This window comes from Rhodococcus sp. PSi06 (genome assembly GCF_054960675.1).
On record NZ_JBHNYO010000003.1, the window covers coordinates 96,623 to 115,764 of the forward strand.

18 protein-coding genes are annotated in these 19,142 nt (G+C 64.7%); 12 read left to right on the top strand and 6 right to left on the bottom strand.

The window, feature by feature from the left end:
• The first annotated feature begins 29 nt into the window (after window positions 1-29).
• Complete coding sequence (gene guaA, locus ACFI9K_RS05170; RefSeq protein ID WP_462662522.1) at window positions 30-1,619, top strand: glutamine-hydrolyzing GMP synthase; 1,590 nt, start codon at window positions 30-32, stop codon at window positions 1,617-1,619.
• A 5-nt stretch (window positions 1,620-1,624) separates the two neighbouring features.
• Here guaA and ACFI9K_RS05175 read toward each other — a convergent pair whose 3' ends face one another.
• Entirely contained in the window at window positions 1,625-1,885 is a 261-nt protein-coding gene (locus ACFI9K_RS05175) for a hypothetical protein (protein ID WP_462662523.1), read from the bottom strand.
• Window positions 1,882-3,240, bottom strand: coding sequence for a PspC domain-containing protein (locus ACFI9K_RS05180; RefSeq protein WP_462662524.1), 1,359 nt, complete (start codon window positions 3,238-3,240; stop codon window positions 1,882-1,884). Before ACFI9K_RS05180 ends, ACFI9K_RS05175 begins: the two co-directional genes overlap by 4 nt.
• A 146-nt stretch (window positions 3,241-3,386) precedes the next feature.
• Here ACFI9K_RS05180 and ACFI9K_RS05185 point away from each other — a divergent pair, with 146 nt between their 5' ends.
• From ACFI9K_RS05185 to ACFI9K_RS05215, 7 genes are all read left to right on the top strand, one after another.
• Complete coding sequence (locus ACFI9K_RS05185) at window positions 3,387-4,733, top strand: sensor histidine kinase (RefSeq protein WP_462662525.1); 1,347 nt, start codon at window positions 3,387-3,389, stop codon at window positions 4,731-4,733.
• A complete protein-coding gene (locus ACFI9K_RS05190) occupies window positions 4,730-5,377 on the top strand; it encodes a response regulator (RefSeq protein ID WP_462662526.1) in 648 nt (215 codons plus the stop codon). Before ACFI9K_RS05185 ends, ACFI9K_RS05190 begins: the two co-directional genes overlap by 4 nt.
• Before the next feature lie 54 nt (window positions 5,378-5,431).
• The gene (locus ACFI9K_RS05195) at window positions 5,432-5,587 is read left to right on the top strand and encodes a MerR family DNA-binding transcriptional regulator (protein WP_462662527.1); all 156 of its coding nucleotides are present in this window, start codon (window positions 5,432-5,434) and stop codon (window positions 5,585-5,587) included.
• A gap of 42 nt (window positions 5,588-5,629) precedes the next feature.
• Window positions 5,630-6,439: a DNA polymerase III subunit beta family protein gene (locus tag ACFI9K_RS05200; RefSeq protein WP_462662528.1), complete on the top strand. Its 810-nt coding sequence runs from the start codon at window positions 5,630-5,632 to the stop codon at window positions 6,437-6,439.
• Between the two features lie 86 nt (window positions 6,440-6,525).
• On the top strand, window positions 6,526-7,227 hold the full coding sequence (locus ACFI9K_RS05205; RefSeq protein WP_462662529.1) for a YqeB family protein: 702 nt from the start codon (window positions 6,526-6,528) through the stop codon (window positions 7,225-7,227).
• A 7-nt stretch (window positions 7,228-7,234) separates the two neighbouring features.
• On the top strand, window positions 7,235-8,371 hold the full coding sequence (locus tag ACFI9K_RS05210; protein ID WP_462662530.1) for a sensor histidine kinase: 1,137 nt from the start codon (window positions 7,235-7,237) through the stop codon (window positions 8,369-8,371).
• A complete protein-coding gene (locus ACFI9K_RS05215) occupies window positions 8,368-9,048 on the top strand; it encodes a response regulator transcription factor (protein ID WP_462662531.1) in 681 nt (226 codons plus the stop codon). The genes ACFI9K_RS05210 and ACFI9K_RS05215 overlap by 4 nt, the downstream gene beginning before the upstream one ends.
• Window positions 9,049-9,068: 20 nt before the next feature.
• Here ACFI9K_RS05215 and ACFI9K_RS05220 read toward each other — a convergent pair whose 3' ends face one another.
• Window positions 9,069-10,292, bottom strand: coding sequence for a serine/threonine-protein kinase (locus ACFI9K_RS05220; protein ID WP_462662532.1), 1,224 nt, complete (start codon window positions 10,290-10,292; stop codon window positions 9,069-9,071).
• Between the two features lie 205 nt (window positions 10,293-10,497).
• Here ACFI9K_RS05220 and ACFI9K_RS05225 point away from each other — a divergent pair, with 205 nt between their 5' ends.
• From ACFI9K_RS05225 to ACFI9K_RS05240, 4 genes are read left to right on the top strand one after another with little or no spacing between them, the layout of a single operon-like run.
• Window positions 10,498-11,316, top strand: a complete 819-nt coding sequence (locus ACFI9K_RS05225; RefSeq protein ID WP_462662533.1) for a hypothetical protein — start codon at window positions 10,498-10,500, stop codon at window positions 11,314-11,316.
• Window positions 11,313-12,902 (top strand): DNA polymerase Y family protein, encoded by a 1,590-nt coding sequence (locus ACFI9K_RS05230; protein ID WP_462662534.1) that lies wholly within the window; start codon window positions 11,313-11,315, stop codon window positions 12,900-12,902. The genes ACFI9K_RS05225 and ACFI9K_RS05230 overlap by 4 nt, the downstream gene beginning before the upstream one ends.
• Window positions 12,903-12,924: 22 nt before the next feature.
• Window positions 12,925-13,683, top strand: a complete 759-nt coding sequence (locus ACFI9K_RS05235; RefSeq protein WP_462662535.1) for an alpha/beta fold hydrolase — start codon at window positions 12,925-12,927, stop codon at window positions 13,681-13,683.
• A 9-nt stretch (window positions 13,684-13,692) separates the two neighbouring features.
• Complete coding sequence (locus tag ACFI9K_RS05240) at window positions 13,693-14,202, top strand: hypothetical protein (RefSeq protein WP_462662536.1); 510 nt, start codon at window positions 13,693-13,695, stop codon at window positions 14,200-14,202.
• Between the two features lie 12 nt (window positions 14,203-14,214).
• Here ACFI9K_RS05240 and ACFI9K_RS05245 read toward each other — a convergent pair whose 3' ends face one another.
• The 3 genes from ACFI9K_RS05245 to ACFI9K_RS05255 all read right to left on the bottom strand — a co-directional run bounded on the left by ACFI9K_RS05245 (window position 14,215) and on the right by ACFI9K_RS05255 (window position 19,120).
• A complete protein-coding gene (locus tag ACFI9K_RS05245; RefSeq protein ID WP_462662537.1) occupies window positions 14,215-14,814 on the bottom strand; it encodes a methyltransferase family protein in 600 nt (199 codons plus the stop codon).
• A 141-nt stretch (window positions 14,815-14,955) separates the two neighbouring features.
• Entirely contained in the window at window positions 14,956-16,956 is a 2,001-nt protein-coding gene (locus tag ACFI9K_RS05250; protein ID WP_462662538.1) for an SDR family oxidoreductase, read from the bottom strand.
• 34 nt (window positions 16,957-16,990) lie between these two features.
• A complete protein-coding gene (locus tag ACFI9K_RS05255) occupies window positions 16,991-19,120 on the bottom strand; it encodes an MMPL family transporter (RefSeq protein WP_462662539.1) in 2,130 nt (709 codons plus the stop codon).
• Window positions 19,121-19,142 lie beyond the last annotated feature (22 nt).

The following is a 19,142-nucleotide window of genomic DNA, read 5'->3' on the forward strand; positions in this document are numbered from 1 at the left end:
CGCTGCAGCAGTCCCACTAGACTGACCCGGTGACCGACTCCACTGCACCCGATCCCGCACACGCACGCCCGGTTCTCGTCGTCGACTTCGGTGCTCAGTACGCGCAGTTGATCGCCCGCCGTGTCCGTGAGGCAAATGTGTACTCCGAGGTGATCTCGCACTCCGCGACCGCCGAGGAGATCGCCGCGAAGGATCCGGTTGCGTTGGTGCTCTCCGGTGGACCGTCGAGCGTCTACGCCGACGGTGCACCCGAGCTGGACTCCGCGCTCCTCGACCTCGGTATCCCGGTGTTCGGAATCTGCTACGGATTCCAGGCTATGGCCCAGGCCCTCGGCGGAACCGTCGAGCACACCGGAACGCGGGAGTACGGTCGCACTCAGCTCAGTGTCGACGGAGGTCGTCTGCACGACGGTTTGCCTGCTACCCAGCCGGTGTGGATGAGCCACGGCGACGCGGTCACCGCGGCTCCGGAGGGCTTCACCGTCACCGCCACCAGCGCGGGTGCACCGGTTGCCGCCTTCGAGAACCAGGCCAAGCGGATGGCCGGAGTGCAGTATCACCCCGAGGTGCTGCACTCCCCGCACGGACAGCAGGTGCTGAGTCGCTTCCTGCACGAGACGGCAGGCATCGCTCCGGACTGGACGGCGGCCAACATCGCCGACGCTCTGGTCGAGGCGGTCCAGGAGCAGGTCGGTCCGACGGGTAAAGCCATCTGTGGTCTGTCCGGTGGTGTCGACTCCGCTGTGGCGGCGGCTCTGGTGCAGCGGGCGATCGGCGATCGGTTGACCTGTGTCTTCGTCGACCACGGATTGCTGCGTGCCGGCGAGCGCGAACAGGTTCAGCAAGATTTCGTGGCTGCCACCGGTGCCAAGCTCGTCACCGTCGATGCAGTGGACACCTTCCTCGGAGCGCTCGAGGGCGTCTCCGATCCCGAGGAGAAGCGCAAGATCATCGGCCGCGAGTTCATTCGTAGCTTCGAGGGTGCCGTCGCCGAGGTGCTGGGTGAGAACGCCGAGCACGGCGACTCCGTCGAGTTCCTGGTGCAGGGCACGCTCTATCCGGACGTGGTGGAGTCCGGTGGTGGTTCGGGAACCGCCAACATCAAGAGCCATCACAATGTGGGCGGTTTGCCGGACGATCTGCAGTTCGCTTTGGTCGAGCCGTTGCGCGCGTTGTTCAAGGACGAGGTTCGCGCTGTCGGGCGTGAACTGGGACTGCCCGAGGACATCGTCGGTAGACAACCCTTCCCGGGACCGGGCCTGGCCATTCGCATCGTCGGAGAGATCACTGCGGACCGGTTGGCCACGCTACGTCACGCGGATTCAATTGTGCGAGAAGAACTTACGGTCGCCGGCTTGGATCAGCAGATCTGGCAGTGCCCGGTGGTGCTGCTGGCGGATGTGCGCAGCGTCGGAGTGCAGGGAGACGGTCGTACCTACGGTCATCCGATCGTGCTGCGTCCGGTGTCGAGCGAGGACGCGATGACTGCGGACTGGACCCGGTTGCCGTACGACGTTCTGGAAACGATTTCGACTCGGGTGACCAACGAGGTTCCGGAGGTCAACCGAGTCGTTCTCGACGTGACGAGCAAGCCGCCGGGCACCATCGAGTGGGAGTGAACGTGTCAGCTCTTTCTGCTCGGCCCCAGTAGTAGCGCGACTCCTACTGCGACGGCAGCGATCACGAAGACCCAGCGAAATTGCACGTCGCCCAGTGCGGCGATCGCATCCTGGCCGATGATGGCTGCCACCGAGACGACCATGGCGGCCAGTCCTGCCAGCAACAGCAGCGCCGACGGTCCCCGGCGGTTGGAGTTCTGCGTCTCGGTGTCGGAATCGCTGTCGCCGTAGTCGTGGCCGACACGGTCGGCATTGTTCTTCTTCACTGCTTCTCCACCTTCAATTCGCCGAGTGCCACATCTCCCACGATCGTCAGGACTGGAGCGTCGTCGCTCGGTGCCGGGCCGAACCGTGTCTCGAAGGGGCACGAACCGACCAGCGCATCGCACTCCACCGCGACGCTCATCGAATCGGGCACGGTGACCGTCGCACTGCCCAGCGCCACATCGATAGTGACGGTGCGATTCTCGGTCAGTGTCATGCCGGTGAGGTCGAGGCCCAGCTCGCCGGTACCGACGTCGTAGGACGAGGCGAGCGCGGCAGCGGTCAACGGGGCGATCTGCCGACTGCCCGACGTGTCGCTGCCCAGATCCACCGGCCCGACCGCCGACGCCAGGACCACGAATCCGGCCAGGGGTGCCGCGACCACCAACAGTCCGTAGCCCTTGCGGAGAAAGGCACCGAGGATCAGCCCGACCGCAACGATCGACAACGCGACGGCTCCGACGCGGCCCGCTGTGGCCCAGTCGCCGCCGGATGCGGCTCCGACCGCGGCGGTGATGCCGGCAGCAAGCAGAGCTAGGCCGAGAAAGCTTGCCGTCCAACGTGATCGGCGCTTACGCTCGATCGCTGCCGGCGGGAATGCCGGTGCCGGTTCCGGCAGATCCCAGGCGAACGGAGCCACTCCGAGGGGGTCCCACGACGGGGGAGTGGCCGTCGGCGTCTCGTCCGGCTTCTGTTTGCTCAGATCCACGGTGCGGGCGACCCCGGCGTCCGCACCATCGGAGCTGTCGGCTGCTTTCGGTGACGGAACGTAGCTTTTCGGTAGCGTCGTGTACGGGCTGTACTGCTCCTGCTGAAACTGCGGCGGCCGATACTGCGCGGCAGTCCACTGCTCCGCTGACGCACCGTAGGATCCGAAAGGCTTCGGCGCGTAGTAGTTTCGGGAAAACTCTTCCGTCCGCAGGTACGGTGGCGGCTCGGGGCAACGCTGATGCAGCAACCACAGACCGCCGAGCATGGCCAACAGTGAGATGAGCCCCGAACCGCCGAGCCCCACCCCCACCGGACCGATCGTCGACACCGCAATCACCAACGCCACCGCGACGACCACCATCTTGGTCGTCGAATCGGAGCTGCTGCCGCGGCCGACGAGCGATTCTGCACCAGACGCCGTGTCGCCGGCTCGGTTGAGCACCAACCACGCCGCCAGGTACAGCACGATGCCGGTACCGCCGAACACAGTGGACACGACGAACGCGACCCGAATCAGAACGGGGTCGACGTCGTAGCGATAGCCGATACCGGCTGCAACACCCGCCACATGGCCGCGTTGCGGCAAGCGGTGCGGACGGGTGCGCCACATCTGCTGAATCTGATCGGAGACGGTCACGTTGCTCATGACAACCATCGTGGCGTTCTCGATCGTGAAACACATCAGGGATACCCCTGATATCGACCCCGAGCGTGATCGGACGTCGGCGAACGGCCGAAACATCAGGGCGAACCCTGATGCGACAGCAGCCCCGTCCGTGCCAGGATCGAGGCGTGCACCCTGTCGACAATCCCGCCGTTGACGCCGCCCGCAACACACCACCCGCAGCCGGCGACGCGCCGGTCGCCCCTGTCACGTTTCCTGTCGCTCCTACACGCTCTGCTCCCGCCCCCTATCGACGACGCGGCGGCGGACGCATCGTGGGCGGCGTCGCCGGAGGTCTGGCCGACCATCTCGGCGTCGATGTCTTCAAGATCCGGGTGGCTTTCGCGCTGCTCGCGGCGTCGGCCGGTGCCGGAATCGCCGCGTACGGCCTGATCTGGATGTTCACGCCAGTCGGCGACGACACGGCGCACCCGAGTGCTGCCGAACGTCAGCGTGCACTGGGTTTGGCTGCCATCGGTCTCGGCCTCGCGGTGGGGCTTGCCTGGCTTCTCAGCGGTACTGCCGCATCGGTCATCGTGCCGGTCATCGTCGTGGTGGTCGGTGCAGCGCTGGTGTGGCGTGAGTTCGATGTCGAAGGTCCACGGACGGCGTTGGGACTACCCAAGCATCCGACCGTCCTGAGCTGGGCTCGGGTGGTCGGCGGCGTGACGCTGATCGTCCTCGGGCTCGGGGTGGTGGTTCTGGCCCGCGTGGATCTGGCTGCGCTACGTTCCTCGCTGCTGGCGGTGGTGGTCACCCTCGTCGGGGTCGGGTTGTTGACGGTTCCCATCTGGTTGCGGACCTGGCGTGCGCTCGGTGCCGAGCGATCTGCGCGCATCCGGAACGACGAGCGTGAAGAGATCGCCTCGCACTTGCACGACTCCGTGTTGCAGACACTGGCCTTGATCCAGAAGCAGTCCGATCGGCCGCAGGAGGTGATGCGGTTGGCGCGCGGGCAGGAGCGGGAGCTACGCAGGTGGCTCTTCGATGGCGGCGACACCGACAACTCCAGCTTGGCCGACGCCCTCGCAACCATCTCCGGTGAGGTCGAGGATCAGCACGGGGTGACCGTCAGACCCGTCACGGTCGGAGACGTCCATCTTCTGCCCGACGACGTCGAATCCGGACTGTCCCGGGAAAGTTTCACCGCGCTTCTCGGTGCCACGCGAGAGGCGCTGGTCAACGCGGCCAAGCATTCCGGTGAGACCAACATCGACCTGTTCGCCGAAACCGAGGCGGAGCAGGTCGGCATCTTCGTCCGCGACCGCGGAATCGGTTTCGACGAGACCGAGGTACCCGAGGACCGGCAGGGCCTGGCGAAGTCCATCAGGGGTCGTGTCGAACGCCGCGGCGGCACCGTGCAGGTGCGGTCGACCGTCGGCAAAGGCACCGAAGTACGCATCTTCATGCCCCGCAACGGCAGTACTGTGTCCACAGAATCGCCCGAAACCGACCAGCAGGAGAAGCCGACGTGACCGCCCCTTTCCGAGTTTTCCTGGTCGACGACCACGCGGTCTTCCGTTCGGGCGTGCGAGCCGAGCTCGGTAGGGAGGCGGACATCGAGGTGGTCGGAGAAGCCGGTGGCGTCGCCGAGGCGGTATCGGGCATCGACGCGACAAAACCCGATGTGGTGTTGCTCGACGTGCACATGCCCGACGGCGGTGGCGTGGCGGTGCTCGAGCGCATCGCCGATGGGCCGGTGTGCCTGGCGCTGAGCGTGTCCGACGCGGCCGAGGACGTCATAGCCGTCATCCGTGCGGGGGCCCGGGGGTACGTGACCAAGACGATCGCCGGCTCGGAGCTCGCCGACGGTGTTCGACGGGTCGCCGGGGGAGACGCGGTGTTCAGCCCGCGGCTGGCCGGTTTCGTCCTCGATTCGTTCACCGGTCGTAGTGCCGCGCCGGAGCCTCCGCTGGATCCGGAACTGGATTCGTTGACGCCCCGTGAATTGGAGGTGTTGCGGCTGTTGGCGCGCGGATACACCTATCGCGAGATCGCTGAGGAGCTGTTCATCTCCATCAAGACTGTCGAGACCCATGCGTCGAATGTTCTGCGAAAGACGCAGCAATCCAACAGGAATGCGCTGACGCGGTGGGCGCACAAGCGGCGAATCGACTAGGTGTCACCGGTCCGCGCTTGACCTTCGACCAACGCGAAGCCTCAAGATTTCGCCATGACTGATTCCGACGAAGAATTTCTGACCATCGGTGTGTTCGCTCGCTCGAGCGGGCTGACCCCCAGTGCCCTGCGCTTCTACGACGACTGTGCTTTGCTCGTCCCGGCGTCCATCGACGCGAAGTCCGGTTATCGCTACTACACGCGCGCATAGTCGAAGCGAGCCAACATCATTCGGCAACTGCGCGAGATCGGGATGCCGCTGGACAAGGTGGCTGCCGCCCTCGACGGCGACGGCGCAGCGGCGGTCGAGATCGTGGATCGACATGTCGAAGAGCTTGCCGCGAACGCGCGCGCGGCAGCCGAGGCAGCGGTGTCGATCCGCCGGATGTTCGACGAGAAACACTGCACGGCAACGCTGTCTGCCGCCGAATTCGCCTCCGCAGTGGAGCAGGTCTCGTCGGCAGCCGGGACGAGTGACGATTTCCCGGTGTTGCGCGGCGTCCTGATCGAGGTGGACGGCGGCTCGGTCACGCTCACGGCGACGGATCGGTATCGACTGTCCACCCGAAGTCTCGTCGCGCACTGCTCGTCCGGCACCTCCTGGTCGAGAATCGCAGCGGTCGGCTCACTTGCGAACTTGCATGCGTCGGGCACCCTCGTGCTGACGGCGACGGACGACTCGGTGGTGATCGACTCCGACGGTGGCCGGGCCGAGGTGGACCCGGTCGACGGCGAGTTCCCCGACTGGCGGTCGGTCATGGACGGTTTGGCGCCGACCGTGACGAGGGTTGTGCTGCAACGAGATCGTGTGCCGCTCGATGGCGGCACCCTGCGAGTGGCTGCCGGGCAGAACGGCATCTCGATCGATGGTGTCTCGGTTCCCGGGCAGGTGACCGGTTCGGACAGTGTGGTGTTCTTCGACGCGGCCGTTCTGCAGGCGGCGCTCGCCTCGGCGGTCGGACCCGACGTGATGCTCGACATCGCCGCGCCGGATCAGCCCATGCTGGTCCGCTCCGCGCTGGACGGCGCTCTGACGACGCTGGTGATGCCGGTTCGCGGCTGATGGAGAGCTGCCTGTTGCCCGAAAGTCGGCGAATTGTCGACTTTCGATGACTGGGTACCAGGTCCGGCTGTCGATACCGTGAGGGTATGGACGACAAGATGATGGGGGAGACGCCGCCGGCGGTGCTGTGGTTCTCCCGCGGCGATCGGCTCTTCCTGATCACGGGTGCCGTGTTGATCGGTGGGTTGCTGGGGTTCGCGGTGCCGTACGTGGCGGAGTGGGGTGCATCGCTCACCTGGATACCGTTCCAGGGTCCGTTGGAGTTGATCGCGTCCTGGTCGCAGTGGTGGGTGCGGTACGTGTGCATCGGGGTGGGGGTTCTCCTGGGGCTGGCGCTAGTGGCCGCCGCGTTCTACGACACTGCGCGGGTGGAGGTATCGGAGGCGCACGTACGCATCACCGAGAAGGGCGACACCGCCACGGTGTCCCGATCGCAGATCGGTACCGTGTTCGTCGACGGTAAGGAGCTGGTGGTGCTCGACGCGGCCTCGCGTCAAGTGGTGCGAGTGCAGAGCGAGGAGAAGCGCGAGGCGATCGAGGCGGCATTCGAGCAGCGGGGCTACCGGGTTGCGCCCGGTGATCCCTACGACGACCTGTACCACCTGTGGGTGCCCGGGACGCCGGGACTGGCACCGGAGGTCAATGCGGTGCTCACAGCTCGGGACATGGCGTTGAAGAAGAAGGCGGGTTCGGATGCGCGCGAGTTGCGTTCGGAGCTCGACAGACTCGGGGTAGTGGTGCGGGACAAGAAGACCAGCCAATACTGGCGTCCCTTGGTTCGATCGTGAAACGTCGATGACGACTGTGTTGCGACGGCATCGAGAACGCGTCTGGGATGTCGCCGCCATCGTGTTCGCACTGCTGTTGGTGCTGGCGGTAGCCGTGGACACCGAAGGTAGGACTCACACCAGCACCGTTGTGGCGGTTGTCGTCGGCGTCCTCGGTGCCGTGTTGCTGTGGTGGCGACGACGGTGGCCGATCGAGATTGCAGTAGCGCTGGCGGCGTGCACGGTCCTGACCGACGCGGTCGGAGGAGCCGAACTGGTGGCAGTCTTCACAGTGGCGTCTCGAAAGTCGTGGCGGGTCACCGCGGCGGTGGTCGTTCTGCATGTACTCGCGCCGGTGATCTGGACCAGATTGTGGGGCGAAGACTCGATTCTGTACACCGCGATACTCAGTCTTGCCTTCGTGAGCATTCCGGCAGCGTGGGGCATCGTCGTCAAGTCGCGGCGGGAAGTGATCGATTCGCTGCGTGAGCGGGCGGAGCGGGCAGAGTCGGAATCGACGTTGCGCGCCGAGACCGTTCGCGGACTCGAACGGGAGCGGATCGCACGTGAGATGCACGACGCTCTCGCACATCGGATTTCGTTGGTCAGTCTCCATGCGGGTGCGCTCGAAGTTCGGCCGGATGTCGGTGCGCGTGAAGTCGAAGCGCTCGCGTCGACCATCAGGTCCAATGCCCACGGTGCTCTGGAGGATTTGCGGGAAATTCTGGGAGTGCTTCGATCGGGGGGCGTGAACTCGTCGCGTCCACAACCGGGTGTGGCCGATATAGCTGCACTGATCGAGGATTCGGAGAAAGCCGGTTCGCAGGTGACGTTCGTCGACGAGATGCCCGCGGATGTCTCGCTGCCTGCCTCCACGTCACGCACCGTCCACCGCGTGATTCAGGAAGGTCTGACCAATGCCAGGAAACATGCGCCGGGATTGCCGGTGTTCTGCGGGATCGTGCCGATGGACAACGAGATTCGAGTATGGCTCGAAAATGAATTGAGCACAGGAGAATTGGCGGCAGTACCCGGTTCCCGCTCGGGGATGATCGGCCTCACCGAGCGAATCGAACTGGCAGGAGGGCGAATCGAATATGGAATCGCCCGCAGCAGTAGTGGAGTGGTCTACCGTTTGGACGCGTGGCTACCATGTCCGAAGTGACCGATGGTACCGACGTGGGCAAGGTGCTCGAGGTGTTACTGGTCGACGACGACGCATTGGTGAGGGCCGGGTTGTCGCTGATTCTGAGTTCGGATCCGGGTATCGCCGTGGTCGGTGAGGCGTCCGACGGGCGCAGCGGTATCGATGCAGTGCACGCGCTGTCTCCCGATGTGGTGCTGATGGACGTGCGGATGCCCGTCCTGGATGGTCTGGCCGCCACCGAAATGCTTCGGGCAGAGCAGAATACGACGGCAATCGTAGTGTTGACCACCTTCGATACAGACGAATATCTACTGCGGGCACTGCGGGCCGGAGCGAACGGTTTCTTGCTCAAGGACACGCCACCACGTGACATCATCGACGCCGTCCGTCGCGTCGGAACCGGGGAGTCGATGCTGTCGCCGACGGCCGTCGGACGCCTGGTTGCTCACTGGCGCGAGCAGGACGCTCGTTCACACGACTCCGCCACGGAGCGAGCGCGGGCGATGCTCGATTCTCTCACCGATCGCGAACGCGAGGTGGCAGTTTCTGTGGGATCCGGGAAGTCCAACGCGGAGATCAGCGCAGAGTTGTACATGAGTGTGGCGACGGTGAAGACCTACGTGTCACGGATCCTGACGAAGCTCGAGTGCAGCAACAGGGTTCAGATCGCGATCATCGTGCACGAGGCGCGCTGACGGAGCCGGCCCGAATCCGATTACAGCGCAACGGTGATCACCAGGATGAGCACGATCACGACGGCGAGGATCAGTGCGGCGAGGATGGCGGGCGCTGGAATCGACGTCCGATCGCCGACGGCGTCGTCGATCTGCATCAGCACCTTCTCGATGGGGTTCTTCTTCTTTCGGGGGAGATCGAACGGTGGGGGAGAGTAGGTCGAGGGAACCGGATTCGCTGGGTTCTCACCGGGTTGTACGGCAGGGAGTCCCGCGACGGTGCTACCGAATTCTCGGGACGGTCGACGAGACTCGGACACCGGGGTCGAGCGTCGGGCCCATGCCGGAACCACGCCGTCCGCAGAAGTCAGGGGAACGCCGCGTAGCTGAGCTATGGTGCCGCGCTTGCTGATCGCGGCGAGGATGATCTCGTCGCGGGCCTGGGCCATGGTGGGACGCCGAGCAGGATCGGGCTCGAGCATGTGCAGCAGCGGGCCGGTGAGATCTCCGCTTCGGGTAGGGGAGATGATCTGTCCCTTGGCAACTCGATGCAGCAGGGCGATCGAATCGTGATCGATGTCGAACGGAGGTTTTCCTTCGATGGCGGTGTAGAGCGTTGCGCCGAGGGAGAACACGTCGCTGGCTGCGGTGGGATCCTGTCCGCGGGCCACCTCGGGAGCGAAATACGCAGGGGTGCCGGTGATCACGCTGTCGTCGGATGCCTCGACGTCTCCTTTGGCGCGGGAGATGCCGAAATCGCTGATCTTGACGATGCCCAGATCTTTGCCGCGATCGGCGATCAGGATGTTGCCCGGCTTGATGTCGCGGTGCACTATTCCTGCCTCGTGCGCCTCGGTCAGTGCGTCGGCGATCTGAGCACCGATCTGAGCGACCTCGAACGGTGGTAGTGAATCTGTGCTGCCGAGTGCCTGCGCGAGACTGCGCGAGGACAGGTATTCCATGATCAGCCACGGCTCGCCGTCGACGAGAGCGACGTCGTGCATCGCGATGGCGTGGGGGCTGGAGAGGCGGGCGGCGATGCGCCCCTCGCGCATGGCCCGATTGCGTACCTCGACGGCTTGCGCAGGGCTCAGCTCGGTGGTGGACGTGACCTGTTTGACGGCCACCTGTCGGTGCAGAAGTGTGTCGGTGGCGAGCCATACTGCGCCCATTCCGCCGCCACCGAGCTTGCCGGCGAGGCGGTACCTGCCGGCCAGGAGGTAGTCGGGTCCGACTCCCCGTCGAACACGCTGCTGATCGGTCACGCCCACAGGTTAGTTGACGATGGCGGGGTGTGCCCGCAGCCGCGGAACGGGAGTCCTCACCAGCGGCTTCGGCACCACCTTGACGAGTTGCCGTCCGAGCGGCTTTACTGAGTGCAGATCGAAATTGTGTTCGAATACGCCACTTCCCGCGTTCGCCGAACACCGATGTTTCGGCTCGATTTTCCACACCGCGAAGGGGAGTGACATGACTGTATCGGGAGCTTCTGTCACGCCGGATGTGCTCGACGGGTTGTCGCTGCCGGATCGTGTCGCGTTGCTGCGTAGCCGGATGGCCGCCGTGCCTTCCCGAGGCGAAACGGCATCGGTGCGCATCGAGAATTCGGACCCGGACCCCGCTCGTTCCGATGTCGGCGAGGCCGAGCCGATACGTGCGGTCCGTCAGCGGGCCGTTCTTCCGGTGCCCTCTGCGCTGATCGACGTGCTGCCACACGGTGGCTTGGTGCGTGGAACGGTGGCTTCGGTGTCCGGTGCCGGCTCGTTGCTGATCGGTTTGGTGGCTGCAGTGACCGGTGCCGGTGGGCATGTCGCCGTCATCGGGCAACCTCGTTTCGGACTTCTCGCCGCGGTGGAAATGGGCGCACAGCTGAGCAAGCTGGCCCTGATTCCGGATCCGGGCCCCGATCCGGTGGAAGTGGCGGCAATCCTGCTCGACGGTGTCGATCTCGTGGTACTCGGTCTCGGTGGTCAGTCGGTATCGCCCACTCGAGCCAGAGCCGTGGTGGCCAGGGCTCGGAGCAAGGGCTCGACGCTGCTGGTGACCGATGGGCACTGGGACGGAGCAGAGCTACGACTGGACGCCTCCGTGCACGGTTACGACGGTCTCGGTACAGGTCGAGAGCTGGGGCGTGGCCGGCTACGCGGCGTCCGATTGTCGGTGTGCGCACGCGGCAAGGCGATGCGCCCCCGCACCGTTCGACTCGACCTGCGTTCGGAGAACGGCCGCATCGAATGGCATGCCGAACAGCACGAGCAGAATCCGTTGTCGATCGCGGTCTCGACATGAGTGCCGCTCCGTCGACTCGGGTCCTGTCCAGCCGTGTTCTCGCTCTGTGGTGTCCTGATTGGCCCGCGGTTGCAGCAGCTGCCCAGGCCGATCTGCCTGCGACACATCCGGTGGTCGTCACGTCCGCGAATCGGGTCGTCGCGTGCTCGGCGACGGCACGCGCGTCGGGCATCAAGCGCGGACTACGGCGTCGGGAAGCTCAGGCGCGGTGCCCGGATGTGCATGTCGCTCTCGCCGATACCGATCGCGATGCACGACTGTTCGAGCCCGTGGTCTCGGCCGTTGCCGCCATCGCACCGGGAGTCGAGGTGCTGCGGCCGGGTCTGTTGGTTCTCGCCGCTCGCGGTGTCGGACGGTATTTCGGTACGGAGCATCGGGCAGCGGAACGGCTGATCGACCAAGCGTCGGCTGCCGGTGTGGAATGCCAGATCGGTATTGCCGACGAATTGTCCACTGCGGTGGTTGCCGCGCGGTACGCGCAGGTGGTGCCTCGCGGCGGGGGCGCCGGATTTCTCGCTCCGTTACCGGTGGCAGAACTCTCGGCCGAACCGAGTATGTCCGCCGCCGATCGTGGTGAGTTGGTGGACCTGTTGCGCCGCTTGGGTTTACGAACCATCGGCGACTTCGCTGCACTGACTCCGGGTGATGTCGCGTCGCGGTTCGGTACCGATGCGGTGTTGGCGCATCGCAGTGCCAGGGGCGAGCCCGAGCGTCCGCCGTCGGCCCGAGCGCTACCGCCGGACCTCGATGTGGAATATCGGTGCGATCCGCCGATCGATCGAGTCGACGCCGCTGCATTCGCCGGTCGCGGGTTGGCCGAACAACTGCACACCAAGCTCGCCGCTGCTGCCGTTGCCTGTACTCGTCTGCTGGTGCACGCCAGTACCGGTAACGGTGAGAATCTGTCGCGGATATGGCGCTGCGCCGAGCCGTTGACGCCGGAGGGAACAGCCGATCGCGTGCGGTGGCAACTCGACGGCTGGCTCACCGGGCGCAGTGAGAACAAGCCGACGTCCGCGATCACCGTTCTGAGGCTCGAGCCGATCGAGGTGGTGGCAGCCGGTGAGCTGCAACTGGGGTTGTGGGGCAGTGTCGGCGACGAGGACGAGAGGGCTCGCCGGGCATTGGTGCGCGTTCAGGGTCTGCTCGGTGGCGAATCGGTTCTGGGCGGTGTTCTCAGTGGTGGACGCGGGCCGGCCGAACGGATAACGCTGCGCCCGCTCGGAGACGAACTGGTACCGATGTCCGATCCATCCCATCCATGGCCGGGGCGGTTGCCCGAGCCTGCTCCGGCTGCGGTGATCGAAACACGTCCGACGGTGACGCTGATGAATCGGACGGGTACGGGAATCGGCGTCACCGATCGCGGTGTGTTCGACGCGCCACCGTCCCGCTTGCGCTGGGGCACCAAGGAATGGGAACTGACGGGATTGGCCGGGCCGTGGCCGGTGGACGAACGGTGGTGGGACAGCGGCAGCGCGTCGACGGGTCCGACGGCGCGGGCCCAGGTGGTGCTCGACGACGAACGGGCTCTGTTGCTCGTGTTCGACGAAGGTCGATGGCGGGTGGAGGGAATCTACGAATAGCGGCACCGCTACATTCGAGCGAATGCAGATGATGTCGGAGACGGTCGACCTCGGTGGCGTCGCTATCTCGTACCGCTCGTTCGTCCCGCTGGAACACCGGGGTGCGACGCCGGTGCTTCTGGTGCACGGCATGGGCGGCGACAGTGGCACCTGGGACCGCTTCGCTCGGGCACTGACGACGCGTGGTCGCCGGGTGATCACTGTCGATCTGCGCGGTCACGGCAAGAGTGCCCACACGCCCACGTACGAGTTCGACTCGTTCGGCAGTGATCTGCTCGCCCTGATCGATCACCTCGAGCTCACGGAAGTAGATCTCGTCGGACATTCCCTGGGGGGATACGCCGTCTCTCTCGTCGCGCAACTCCGGCCGCAACTGGTCCGACGGCTGGTTCTCGAAGAGCTTCCGATACCGATCAGGCCGGGGGACGCGCCGCCGACGTTGACCGGCCGGTTGCCGTCGGTCACCGAACTCTGGCACGCCGCAACCAGTGTCGTTCTGCATCCCCGCGCGGTACTCGCGTTCGACAGATCGATGACCGCCACAGCCCTCGAGCAGTTTCGTCGGCCGAATCCGCGGTGGTGGAAGTCGTTGGCCGACATCACTGCTCCGACGTTGATACTGCGCGGAGGTCCCGGCGGCATGGTCGATCCGGTGAGGCTCGAGGCGATGGTCGCCGAGATCTCGACCTGCCGCGTCGAGGCGTTCCGTACCGGTCACAGCATCCATCGCGACGGTTACTCGGCGTTCGAGGCGGCTGTCCTTCCGTTCCTGACGCAGTAATCTGCACCCATGCATCTGAGCGCGCTCGATCGAAAGCTGGTGGCGTGGTCCACACTGTTCGTCGTCTCGCAGGCCAACATCGCTCGGCTGCTCGGACCTTCTGCCCCGAAAGTACTGGCAGTGCAGACGGCCTGGTCCGAGCAGCGCTACCGGCAGATCCTCGCGAGCATGGACGACGCCGGGATCGCCAGATTCCGCAGCCATTATTTCCCTGATTTCGTCCATCCGGCGATCTACGCAATTGCACTGCGGGCCGGTGCACGCAGCCTGGCCACGAAGACGCCGCTCAGCCCAGCGGCGACGACGGCATTGGCCGTCGCACCCGTGGTCTCCGCCGCCGGTGACTACATCGAGAACATCGTCGGACTGATGTTGGTGGACAACCGAGAACAGATCACCGACACCGTCGTCCGCGCGACCACCGTGGTCAGCACCACCAAGTGGATACTGGCGATCGGCTCACTGGCGTACCTGAGTCAGGGGTTTCTGCGTGTGTGGGCACAGGCTCTGGTGCGCTGAGACGCACCGAGGTTAGAAAACGAAGGGCACCAACCGTTTCGAGTGAGCCATGTACTCGGCGTACGCGTTTCCCAGTCCCTCGAGCATGGCTGCCTCCTCCGATGGGATTCTGCGTACGTATCCACCGGCCAGAAACGTCACCATGACGGGAGAAAGCCAGTTCCCGTACGCAATACAGAAGCCGAGAGCGCAGATCAGTGCGCCGGTATAGGACGGGTGGCGAACGAACCGATACGGGCCTGTCCGAACCACGGGTTGATCGGGGTGCGTGTGGACCACGAACGTGAAGGACTCTCCGAGTGTGCGAGCCGCCGAGATCCGAAGCGCCTGCCCGAAGGCCGCGGTGGCCAATCCCGTCAGAAAGGCCGCTCGGCGGTGGCGGGTGCAGGCAGTGGCCGGCGAGATCACGCTCATCAGTAGGCCTCCGCCGTAGGAGAGCACGAGGCCGCGGCCGACGGCGCGGCCGGAACCGTTGTCTCGATTCGAAGAGCCGGTCCGCGGCTTCTGCATCCCCATCTTGTATTCCGACCACACGAAGCCGGCGAAGGCCGTTGCCAGAACAGCAGCGGCCGTACGGTCGGTCACGAACAACGGCAGCTTCTCGGCGATCACGCGAGACAGCTTCTCAGACGCTGACCCGTCAGGAAACATCACCCGGACCGACACGTTCCACGATCGACTGTTCGATATCAGTGGGCTGATCGAACGCGATCGCTGGACTCTGTGGACCGCCGTGGCACCGTGACGCGCAGGTCACCAACTGGTGCCGGGAACCAGTCTGCCCACGCGCCGGATGACCTTGCCGATACGTGCACTCGGTGTCTTCGGGTTGTACGGTCGGACTCGATAGGGCACCTTTCCGTCTTCGACGGGTACCGGCATTTCGCCTTTGGCGGCAGCGGTTTCGGCGAACTTCCGGTAGTGCTGATGCATGGTGCGGTCTTTGCCCTTGGGGCTGAAAATGGCACCGAACTGTCCGAGTGTTCCCAACGGTGTGTCGATGCGTTTGGGTTTGTCGCTCAGGGCGCGGATCACCATTGCGGCGGCCTTTTCCGGTGAGAACACGGGGCCGACGTTCTTGTCACCGGTCGGGGTGATCATCGGGGTGTCCACCAGGGGCATGTGGATGGTGGTGTAGGTAATCCCGTCCGAGAGTGTTTCTGCAGCAGCAACATCGGTGAATCCGTCGAGTGCGGCCTTGCTGGCCACATAGGCGGAGAAGCGTGGAGGGTGTCCCAGGACCGCGGCGCTGGAGATGTTGACGACGTGTCCGAACTGGCGTTCGCGCAGGTGCGGTAGCAACGCCAGTACCAATCGAATCGCCCCGAAGTAGTTGACGGCCATGGTGCGTTCGTAATCGTGCAACCGATCGGTGGACCGGTAGAGCGAACGCCGGATGGATCGACCGGCGCTGTTCACCAGCATGTCGACATGACCGTGTTCGCTCAGAACAGTCTCGACTGTGTGGTCCACGGATTCGCTGTCGGTCACATCGCACGGGTAGCCGTAGGCGGTGCCGCCCGATTCGCGAATGCGGGCGACCACCTCGTCGAGTTGATCTTGTCCACGTGCCAGAAGAATGACCACCGCGCCCTTGCGTGCCGCGGCCTCGGCGCTGGCTCGGCCGATGCCGGAGGATCCGCCGGTGATGATGATGTGACGACCGAACAGTGGTCCCCGCGGATCGTTCCGGCGGTTGCGCATGGGATCGAAGTTCTGCTGCCAGTACGTCCACACGCGATCTGCGTACGCGCGCAGCGGCGGCGGCGTGATCGAGCTGCCCTGCAACGCTTTCTGGGTCGCTGCCGACTCGAACACCGTGGGCAGTGTCAAATGATCGAGCATCACCGGTGGGACATTGAGATCACGGAGGGCGGCGTTGCGCTGCTTTCGTACCGCTCCGGATTTGGGAGAGACAATCGGAGCAACCAGAGCTCCGGGCACGTCGACCACTCTGGCTCGAGATCCGGCCGCCGACGAGAACGCGGAGTACACCTCGGCCATGGACTGCGGACTCGGGTTCACCAGGTGAAAAACGCTGTGAGGAGCGGTGTCTCGGTGCACTAGTTCGACGATGGCGTCGGCGACGTAATCGACCGGAACCAGGTTGGTGTCACCCATCTTCGGGACGGTGATCGGTAGCACGGAGGGCAGCTTGGCCAGTTGCGCGAAGAACGGAAAGAAGTAGTACGGGCCGTCGATCTTGTCTATGGCACCGGTCTCCGAGTGTCCGATGATCGCGGCAGGCCGGTAGACCCGCCAGTCCACGGTGCTGTCACGGACCAATTTCTCGGACTCGAACTTGGTGCGATGGTAGGCCGTCGGAAAGCCCTGTCCGAGGTCGAAATCGTTCTCGGAGAACGTACCTCGATGGTCTCCGGCAACGGCGATCGACGAGATGTGGTGCAGCCGGGCTCCGGTCTTCTCGGCCACGCCGATGACCGAGGCCGTGCCGGCGACGTTGGTCGGGGCTTGCTCGTCGCCTGCGGTGAGATCGTAGACAGCCCCGAGATGGAGGATATGGTCTACGTCGGACGGCACGTCGGACAGTCCGAGTTCGGGCTCGGTGAGATCTCCGATCAACGGGCGAATTCGGTCACCGCCGTCGAGCGACTGTGCGTGTCGCTCGAGGCGAGCCACCGAGTTCGGACGCACCAACACGTGGATCACGGCATTCGCGTCACGCTCGAGCAGTCGGGGTAGAACGTTCTTCCCGAGAAACCCGGTACCGCCGGTCACGATGTAGTTCGCCATGCGAGCCGACCTTACTCTCAAGTAAGTTCCTGGGCTAGTGGCCTATACCGGCCTTGTCGTGCACTTTCTTCATCCATGCCGGTGCCCACCAATTGGCCTCACCCATGAGCTTGACCAGAGATGGAACCAGCAGCATACGGATGATGGTGGCGTCGATGACGAGGGCGAGAATGACGCCGAAGCCCAGAAACTTCATGATCGACAGACCGGAGATGGTGAATGCCCCGGTGACGACGATCAGGATCAGCGCTGCCGCCGTGACAATACGTCCGGTCCGCTGAGCGCCGAAGACGACGGCTTCTTCGGTACTCGCTCCCGCCGCGCGAGCTTCGACCATGCGAGACATCAGGAACACTTCGTAGTCGGTCGACAAGCCGAAGATGACCGCGAGAATGAGGACCACGAACGTCGATTCGAGTGGCCCTGGGGTGACGCCGATCAGTTCTGCCCCGTGACCTTCCTGGAACACCCACGTCAGGGCACCGAAGGTTGCGCCCAAACTTAGCCCGGCCATCAATACGGCCTTGACCGGCAACACGATCGAGCCGAATGCGAGGAACAGCAACACCAGTGTCGAGACGACCATTATCGAGATCATCACCGGTAGCCACTTCGCGATTGCCGCGCTTCCGTCGTCGATGTTGGCGCGGCCGCCGCCGACGAGGATTTCGGTGCCGTCCGGCGGAGTGATCGACCGCAATGCGGACACCGCGCCGGACTGGGATTCGGCCTCGGTCAGCTCACCTGACGGTTCGCTGTAGGACGCCCGCAGGGTCACGAAGTCGTCTTTGGAACCGAGGAATTCGGCGCGAGCGATACCGGGCGTGGATTCCACTGCAGAAGTCAAAGCCGCAATGGGTGCGCCCTGAGGCTTGACGCCGTCCAGGCCACGAAGAACGACGGTGGCACCGTCGCCGGTCGATTCGAAGTCGGTGCCGAGCGTCTCGAACGCCATACGGGCAGGGTTGTCTTTCGGCAACGCCGTGTAGTCGACCTCGCCGAGCGAGACCTTGAGGATCGGGGTGGCGATGATCAGCAACCCGGCAACGATGACGGCGGCGACGATTCCGGGATGCTTCATCACACGGGTGACGACACCACCCCAGAACTTGTGTGCGCGTGCGTCGCTGCGATCGGACGCAGTACGCGACCAGGTCCAGGAATTGATGTGGGTGCCGAGAATCGCGAGCAGTGCCGGAACGACGGTCAGTGACAGGGCCGCCGCGCTCGCCACCGCGGCCATGGCTCCGAATCCGAGGGATCGGATCACCGCCTGAGGGAAGACGAGCATGCCGGCGAACGCACAGATCAACAGCAGTCCCGAGAAGACGACGGTCTTGCCTGCAGTGGCGACGGTGCGGACTGTCGCGTCGATCGGTGTCGACCCACTGCGTAATTCCTCGCGGAACCTACTGACGATGAACAGTCCGTAGTCGATGGCCAGCCCCAGCCCCAACAGCGACGCGACGTTGATCGAGAACGAACTGACTTCGGTGAATTCGGTGAGGACGCGCAGGATGGCCAGTGAGCTGAGCACGCTCAGAATGCCGACGAACACCGGAACCGCCGCGGCGATCACGCCGCCGAAGATGAAGATGAGCAGCAGCAGGGTGATGGGAACGGCGATGAGTTCGGAGCGGACGAGGTCGCTTTGGAGAGTCTCGCTGAGCGACACGCCGACCACCGAGGCGCCGGCGAACTGCGATTCGATGCCGGGCACCTCGAGCTGGGGCGGAAGTTCCCCGAACGTATTGAACGTGACGCCCGACTTCGTCCCGAGGGAGACGGTCACCAGCGCCTTCGTTCGGTCCTTCGAGACCAGCAATTCCTTGCTCACCGGGTCTGCCGTCCAGTACGAATTGACGTTGCCCAGGGTGTATCGATCGGTGAACCGATCGAGTGTCGCCTGTACGCGTGGCCCGATGTCGTCGATCGTCTCGCCGTCGGGTGCGGTGTAGATCGCCACGATGTCCGGTGTCGGTTGGCCGATGCCCTGTACCAGCTGCGCCACCTCGAACGATTCACTGCCGGCGTCGGCGTAGCCGCCCTCGCTCAGTTTCGAGAAGACGCTCAGTCCCAACACCCCGCCGACGGCGACAACGGCGACGACGACTGCCAGCACCCATCGTTTGTGCGATACGACGAACGAGGCCCAACGGGTCACGACGGTGCTCCGGCTCTGTGGA

Excerpts from the sequence above, each read along its gene's own strand:
- ACFI9K_RS05180 (WP_462662524.1), bottom strand. The coding sequence starts at position 3,240 with ATGAGCAACGTGACCGTCTCCGATCAGATTCAGCAGATGTGGCGCACC.
- ACFI9K_RS05195 (WP_462662527.1), top strand. The coding sequence starts at position 5,432 with ATGACTGATTCCGACGAAGAATTTCTGACCATCGGTGTGTTCGCTCGC.
- ACFI9K_RS05200 (WP_462662528.1), top strand. The coding sequence starts at position 5,630 with ATGCCGCTGGACAAGGTGGCTGCCGCCCTCGACGGCGACGGCGCAGCG.
- ACFI9K_RS05205 (WP_462662529.1), top strand. The coding sequence starts at position 6,526 with ATGGACGACAAGATGATGGGGGAGACGCCGCCGGCGGTGCTGTGGTTC.
- ACFI9K_RS05210 (WP_462662530.1), top strand. The coding sequence starts at position 7,235 with ATGACGACTGTGTTGCGACGGCATCGAGAACGCGTCTGGGATGTCGCC.
- ACFI9K_RS05225 (WP_462662533.1), top strand. The coding sequence starts at position 10,498 with ATGACTGTATCGGGAGCTTCTGTCACGCCGGATGTGCTCGACGGGTTG.
- ACFI9K_RS05230 (WP_462662534.1), top strand. The coding sequence starts at position 11,313 with ATGAGTGCCGCTCCGTCGACTCGGGTCCTGTCCAGCCGTGTTCTCGCT.
- ACFI9K_RS05235 (WP_462662535.1), top strand. The coding sequence starts at position 12,925 with ATGCAGATGATGTCGGAGACGGTCGACCTCGGTGGCGTCGCTATCTCG.
- ACFI9K_RS05240 (WP_462662536.1), top strand. The coding sequence starts at position 13,693 with ATGCATCTGAGCGCGCTCGATCGAAAGCTGGTGGCGTGGTCCACACTG.
- ACFI9K_RS05250 (WP_462662538.1), bottom strand. The coding sequence starts at position 16,956 with ATGGCGAACTACATCGTGACCGGCGGTACCGGGTTTCTCGGGAAGAAC.